Source organism: Trebonia sp., from assembly GCF_049794275.1.
Classification (GTDB): domain Bacteria; phylum Actinomycetota; class Actinomycetes; order Streptosporangiales; family Streptosporangiaceae; genus Trebonia.
The window spans coordinates 1-6,178 of record NZ_JBARCR010000437.1 but is presented as its reverse complement, the minus strand read 5'-3'; the positions used below and the strand labels follow the sequence as shown (position 1 = coordinate 6,178).

Here is a 6,178-nt window from a genome sequence, read left to right as displayed (position 1 = left end):
GTAGGTCAGTACCTCGCGCCCGGCGCTGTCGATGCCGAGGAACCGGGGCGCGCCCGCGAAGCCAACGTCTTCGAGATGCCGCAGCAGCGCGTGCACCAGCGGCGAGTTGCCGTGCACCGGCCGCCGCACCGTGTTCCCCACCCGGACGACGCCCTCGGTGACGTCCCCGCCGAGCAGCGGGATCTCCGGCTCGCTGCCGTCATCCGTCCAGGCGGGGGCTCGCGGCGCGCTCAGTCGTCAGCCTTCAGCAGGCCGACCGGGCAGGAAACGCCGGTGCTGTGGTCGGGGCAGTAGCCGTTCGGCACCTTGTACAGGTACTGCTGGTGGTAGTCCTCGGCGAAGTAGAACTCCCCGGCCGGGACGATCTCGGTCGTGATCTGGCCGTAGCCGTGCTCCGCCAGTTTCTTGCCGTACTCGGTCGCCGACCGCTCCGCGGCCTCCCGCTGCGCCTCGCTCTGGTAGAAGATGACGGACCGGTACTGGCTGCCGGTGTCGTTGCCCTGGCGCATTCCCTGTGTCGGGTCGTGCGACTCCCAGAAGACCTTGAGCAGCTGCTGGTAGGAGACCTGGCTCGGGTTGAACACCACCCGGACCGTCTCCGCGTGCCCGGTGCGGCCCGTGCAGACCTCCTCGTAGGCCGGGTTCGGCGTGAAGCCGCCCTCGTAGCCGACCGCGGTGGTGATCACGCCCGCTACCTGCCAGAACGTCCTCTCCTCACCCCAGAAGCAGCCCAGCGCGAACTCGGCTATCTCGCTGCCCTCCGGGTACGGCGGCGTCAACGGCGTGCCGAGCACGGCGTGCCGCTCCGGGACCGGCACTGGCGTGTCCCGCCCGGGCAGCGCGTCCTCCGCGCTGACCATCTGCGTCTTCCGGAACCCGAAAATGCTCATGACGCCCTCCTGTGGCTGAACCGTCCCCACAACCACAGTACGGGCCGGCCTGTTCCCCGTTACACACCCCGCCTGCCCGTGCGCGTCAGCAGCTCAGGGGTCGATCAGGTGGCGTAGGTAGGCGGACGGGTCGGTGAGGTAGCGGCGCCAGTGGTCGGTGATGGCGAGGTCGGCCCACGCCACCCGGCGGAGGCCGAAGTCGCCGACCTCGATGATGTCCGCCTCCGGGGTCGAGGCCAGGATCGGGGAGTGGGTGGCGCAGATGACCTGTGCGCCGCCGCGGCCAAGGTCGTGCATCAGCGCGACCAGCTCAAGGCAGGAGCGAAATGACAGCGCCGCCTCCGGCTCGTCCATCAGGTAGAGCCCGGGCTCGCTGAACATCGCCTGGAAGACCGCGAGGAACCCCTCGCCGTGGCTGATCGAAGACAGCTCCTCCGGCCAGTAACCGGGTAGCCCCGAGACCACTTCCGCCAGGCCGAATAGGGTTTCCGCTCGCAGGAAGTAGCCCTTGCGCTTGTTCCTGGCGCGAAGACGCATCTTCGCGCCCTCGCGGGTGAGGCCCAGCCGCATCACCTCGCCGAGCCGCGTCATCGGGCGCTGGTTCCCGTACTTGCGCCCGGCGCGGCCACCGCGCGCGTCCAGCCCGGCCGCTTCGGCGATCGCCTCCACCAGCGTCGACTTGCCCGAGCCGTTCTCCCCGACCAGGAACGTCACCGGGCGCCGCAGCTCCAGGCCGTCACGCGCGATCGCGGCGACGCACGGGATCGTGAACGGCCATTGACCTCGCTCATCGTCGCTGACCAGTTCCCGCTCCACCGACAGGCGTTCCACGAACACGTCGGCCATTCTCCCCTGGGGAGCCAGGCGAAGGCACGCGGCGGTTAGCGGACTTCCCAGGTGTCGTTGCCCGCGAGCAGGGTCGTGAGGCTGCCCTCCCCGCCGGCCCGCGCCGCGGTGATCTGGTCGGCCATCAGGTTGTCGTAGGACGGCCGGTCCACCGAGCGGAAGATGCCGATCGGGGTGTGCGAGAAGTCGCCGGAGTCGAGCCGGGACAGCGCGAACGCGTACGCCGGGTCCTGCCGGGTGGCGTCGTGCACGACCAGCTCGGAGGCGGGCACCGACGCCGCCTCGACCGGAACCAGCTCGCCGTAGGGGCCGTACGTGAGCCCCATCGACTTGTCGGGCCCGTACAGCACGGGCGAGCCGTGCTCGAGCCGGATCAGGCCGGGGGCCGCGGGCTCCTTGAGCGGCGCGAACGCGTCGTCGTTGAAGATCGGGCAGTTCTGGAAGATCTCGATGAACGCCGCGCCCTCGTGGTCCGCCGCGGCCCGCATCACCGACTGCAGGTGCTTGCGGTCGGAGTCGACCGACCGCGCCACGAACGAGGCCTCCGCGCCGAGCGCCAGCGACACCGGGTTGAACGGCTGGTCCAGCGACCCGAACGGCGTCGACTTGGTGACCTTGCCCTGCTCGGACGTCGGCGAGTACTGGCCCTTGGTCAGCCCGTAGATCCGGTTGTTGAACAGCAGGATCTTGATGTTCACGTTCCGGCGCAGGGCATGGATCAGGTGGTTGCCGCCGATGGACAGCGCGTCGCCGTCACCGGTGATCATCCAGACCGACAGGTCCTGCCTGGAGGAGGCCAGGCCGGAAGCGATCGCCGGCGCCCGGCCGTGGATCGAGTGGAAGCCGTACGAGTTCACGTAGTACGGCAGGCGCGACGAGCAGCCGATGCCGGAGATCACGACGACGTTCTCCCGCGGCACCTCGAGCTCGGGGAGGAACGACTGGAAGGCGGCGAGAATCGCGTAGTCGCCGCAGCCGGGGCACCAGCGAACCTCCTGGTCCGACTTGAAATCCTTGGTGGTGAGTCCGCCACCGTGCGGGACCAGTTGGAGGGACCGGAGGCGGCTGCTTCCGTTCGGGATAACTTCTTCCTTCTCATCCATGTGCGAGCACTTCCTCAATTGCCTCAGCCAGCTCAGCCGCACGGAACGGCAGCCCCCGAACCCGGTTGTACGAGATCACGTCGACCAGGTACTTGCCGCGCAGCAGCAGCGCGAGCTGCCCCAGGTTGATCTCGGGGACGAGTACTTTGTCGTACCTGCGCAGCACCTCGCCGAGGTTGGCGGGGAACGGGTTCATGTGCCGCAGGTGCGCTTGCGCGACGTCGTGGCCCGCGCGGCGGGCGCTGCGGACCGCGGCGCCGATCGAGCCGTAGGTGGAGCCCCAGCCGAGAACGAGCAGCCGGGCGTGGCCGGTCGGGTCGTCGACCTCAAGCGGCGGGATGGAGTTCGCGATGCCCTCGATCTTGGCCGCGCGGGTGCGGACCATCAGGTCGTGGTTGTCCGGGTCGTAGGAGATGTTCCCCGAGCCGTCCGCCTTCTCGATGCCGCCGATGCGGTGCTCGAGTCCGGGGGTCCCGGGGATCGCCCACGGCCTGGCGAGGGTCTGCGGGTCACGGGTGAAGGGCTTGAAGTCGCCGTGTTCCGGCTGGTCCGCCGCGGTGGCGAGGGCGAACGAGGCCGACAGGTCCGGCAGTTCAGAAACGTCGGGAATCCGCCAGGGTTCCGAGCCATTGCCCAGGTACCCGTCGGACAGCAGGATGACCGGCGTCCGGTAGGTGATCGCGATCCGCGCGGCCTCGATCGCCGCGAAGAAGCAGTCCGACGGCGAGGCCGCCGCGACCACCGGCACCGGTGACTCGCCGTTCCTGCCGTACAGGGCCATGAGCAGGTCGGTCTGCTCGGTCTTGGTCGGCATGCCGGTGGAGGGGCCGGCTCGCTGCACGTCGACGACCACCAGCGGGAGCTCCACGGAGACGGCCAGGTTGACGGTCTCCGCCTTGAGCAGCATGCCGGGGCCTGACGTGGTGGTCACCGCGAGCGATCCGCCGAACGACGCGCCGAGCGCGGCGCTCGCCGCGCTGATCTCGTCCTCGGCCTGGAAGGTCCTGACGCCGAACTTCTTGTGCTTGGACAGCTCGTGCAGGATGTCCGAGGCCGGGGTGATCGGGTACGAGCCGAGGAACAGCGGCAGCCTGGCGAGCTGGGCCGCCGCGATCAGGCCGTAGGAGAGAGCGAGGTTGCCGGTGATGTTCCGGTACTTGCCGGCGGGGATCGGAGCCGGCTTGACCTCGTAGCGGACGGAGAAGTCCTCGGTCGTCTCGCCGTAGTTCAAGCCGGCCTGGAAGGCGGTCACGTTCGCCTTGTAGATCTCCGGCTTCTTGCCGAACTTCGCCTCGAGGAAGCTCAGCGTCCCCTCCGCCGGCCGGCCGTACAGCCAGGACAGCAGGCCCAGCGCGAACATGTTCTTCGCGCGCTCCGCGTCCTTGCGGGTGATGTCGAGGTCTTCAAGCGACTTGACGGTCAGTGAAGTCAGCGGCACCGGGTGCACGCTGTACTGATCGAGGGAACCGTCCTCGAGCGGGTTCTTGTCGTATCCGACCTTCGCCAGGTTGCGCTTGGTGAACTCGTCGGTGTTGACGATCAGGTCGGCGCCGCGCGGCATGTCCTTGAGGTTCGCCATGAGTGCCGCCGGGTTCATCGCCACGAGCACGTCCGGCGCGTCGCCGGGCGTGAGAATATCGTGGTCCGCGAAGTGCAGCTGGAAGCTGCTCACGCCGGGCAGCGTTCCGGCGGGCGCGCGGATCTCCGCGGGGAAGTTCGGCAGGGTGGACAGGTCGTTGCCGAAGACAGCGGTCTCCTGGGTGAACCTGTCTCCGGTGAGCTGCATGCCGTCACCGGAATCCCCCGCGAACCTGATGATTACGTGGTCGAGTTCCTGGACCTGCTTGGTCACAGCGCAAAGCCTCCTCAGCACGCCACGCCGGGTGCCCTTTGCAGCACCACCCCTACGGCCGGGGGCGTGAGTGCAGGACTGTTTAATACTACGGCGACCTGGGTAGCGCTCGCCCCGCCCCTCCGGGAGTCAAGTGTGGTTAATGCCACGTTACAAACCGGTATCTGCGCGCCCATAGTCAACTAATCCTTACCGTTGCCTTTAGCAAGTATGGGGCTGAACTGGGAACTCGCCCGTGGTGACCGGCCGTTAAACGGTGTGAGCTGCGGTGATCTGGCCCTGGGGGTGGGCATCGGCTGGCCGCTGCGAGACGCGCAATGGGAGGGGTGGCGCCCGTGCATAGCTACGGGCTGCGCGCGGTCATGCTGGCCGCGCTGCTGAGCGGTGCTGCCCTGCTCGCCGGTGCCGTCTGGTTCGGTACTGCCGGGCTCGCCGTCGCGAGCGCCGTCCTGTTCGCCGTTGGCTGGGCCGCTTATTTTCATTCGGAACGTACCGTGCTGACTGCCTTTGGCGCCCGCCCCGTCAGCGAGGTGGAGCGCCCGGAGCTGTACCGGCTGGTACAGGAGCTGTGCTCCACGGCCCGCCTGCCCATGCCCCGGCTGCTGGTGTCGCCCGCCGTGCAGCCCAACGTGCTGACCGTCGGATACAGCGCCCGCTCGGCCGCGATGTGCTGCACGGAAGGACTGCTGCGCGTGCTCACCCCGGCGGAACTGCGGGCCGTCGTCGCGCACGAGCTCGCGCACGTGTCCAGGCACGACCTCGGGGTGTCGTCGTGGTCCGCGGGGCTGGCGTCACTTGTCGCGTTCTGCCCGCTGTCGGCGCTGCTGCTGCACCTCACGTCCGCGCCCGTCAGGGAGTACGACGCGGACGCCGAGGGCGCCCTGCTCGCGGGCGACCCGATGGCGCTGGCCAGCGCGCTGCGCAAGATCGACATGCAGGCCGCCGCGCTGCCGCTGCGGCCGCGCGGGTTCCTGGCCGCGGCGAGCCACCTGATGATCGCGCACCCGTTCTCGTACGGGGGCTTCGGCCGGCTGTTCATCACGCACCCGCCGACTGGCGAACGGGTGCGGCGGCTCGAGGCCCTGGCGGGCTATCCCCGCTGAGCGGCTTTCCATTCGCGATAGCGGTCCTTGCAGCAGGTGCCGCACGGTCGGTATCCCGCGGCGATGGCGGTCTCCTCGTCGGCGAAGAACACGCGGTGCCTGGCATAGCCGCCGCCGGCGATCGCGCGCAGCGCGGAGGGACAGTCGAGCCGGCCGTAGATCTTCGTCAGGCGATGGCCGCCCCACTGGCCCTTCGACGCCGACTGGTAGGGCTTGCCGCCGGCGCCGAGCAGCCGGTAGGTCTTCTCGCCGCCGCCGCTGCCGCCGCCGTTCACGCCGCGTCGTGGAAGACAAGGCCGAGCGTGTGCCGTCGGCCCGACCTGATCGCGGACACGCCGTGGCGCACCGGGGCAGCGGACCAGCCGCGCACCGAGCGGACGGGCC

General features: G+C 69.3%; 7 protein-coding genes. 1 reads left to right on the top strand and 6 read right to left on the bottom strand.

Going from position 1 to position 6,178, the window contains the following annotated elements:
* Positions 1 to 230 precede the first annotated feature (230 nt).
* From msrA to WA805_RS12025, 4 genes are all read right to left on the bottom strand, one after another.
* A complete protein-coding gene (gene msrA / locus WA805_RS12040; RefSeq protein WP_422274210.1) occupies positions 231 to 884 on the bottom strand; it encodes a peptide-methionine (S)-S-oxide reductase MsrA in 654 nt (217 codons plus the stop codon).
* A gap of 99 nt (positions 885 to 983) precedes the next feature.
* A complete protein-coding gene (locus WA805_RS12035) occupies positions 984 to 1,736 on the bottom strand; it encodes an AAA family ATPase (RefSeq protein WP_425242372.1) in 753 nt (250 codons plus the stop codon).
* A gap of 35 nt (positions 1,737 to 1,771) precedes the next feature.
* The gene (locus WA805_RS12030) at positions 1,772 to 2,839 is read right to left on the bottom strand and encodes a 2-oxoacid:ferredoxin oxidoreductase subunit beta (RefSeq protein ID WP_422286453.1); all 1,068 of its coding nucleotides are present in this window, start codon (positions 2,837 to 2,839) and stop codon (positions 1,772 to 1,774) included.
* Positions 2,832 to 4,691: a 2-oxoacid:acceptor oxidoreductase subunit alpha gene (locus WA805_RS12025; protein ID WP_422286451.1), complete on the bottom strand. Its 1,860-nt coding sequence runs from the start codon at positions 4,689 to 4,691 to the stop codon at positions 2,832 to 2,834. The genes WA805_RS12030 and WA805_RS12025 overlap by 8 nt, the downstream gene beginning before the upstream one ends.
* 326 nt (positions 4,692 to 5,017) lie before the next feature.
* Between WA805_RS12025 and WA805_RS12020 the strand changes: the two genes are divergently transcribed.
* Positions 5,018 to 5,794, top strand: a complete 777-nt coding sequence (locus tag WA805_RS12020; RefSeq protein WP_422338597.1) for a M48 family metalloprotease — start codon at positions 5,018 to 5,020, stop codon at positions 5,792 to 5,794.
* Here WA805_RS12020 and WA805_RS12015 read toward each other — a convergent pair.
* Entirely contained in the window at positions 5,782 to 6,069 is a 288-nt protein-coding gene (locus tag WA805_RS12015) for an Ada metal-binding domain-containing protein (RefSeq protein WP_425242371.1), read from the bottom strand. The genes WA805_RS12020 and WA805_RS12015 overlap by 13 nt on opposite strands.
* Complete coding sequence (locus tag WA805_RS12010) at positions 6,066 to 6,164, bottom strand: 2OG-Fe(II) oxygenase (protein ID WP_425242373.1); 99 nt, start codon at positions 6,162 to 6,164, stop codon at positions 6,066 to 6,068. The genes WA805_RS12015 and WA805_RS12010 overlap by 4 nt, the downstream gene beginning before the upstream one ends.
* Positions 6,165 to 6,178: the final 14 nt, after the last annotated feature.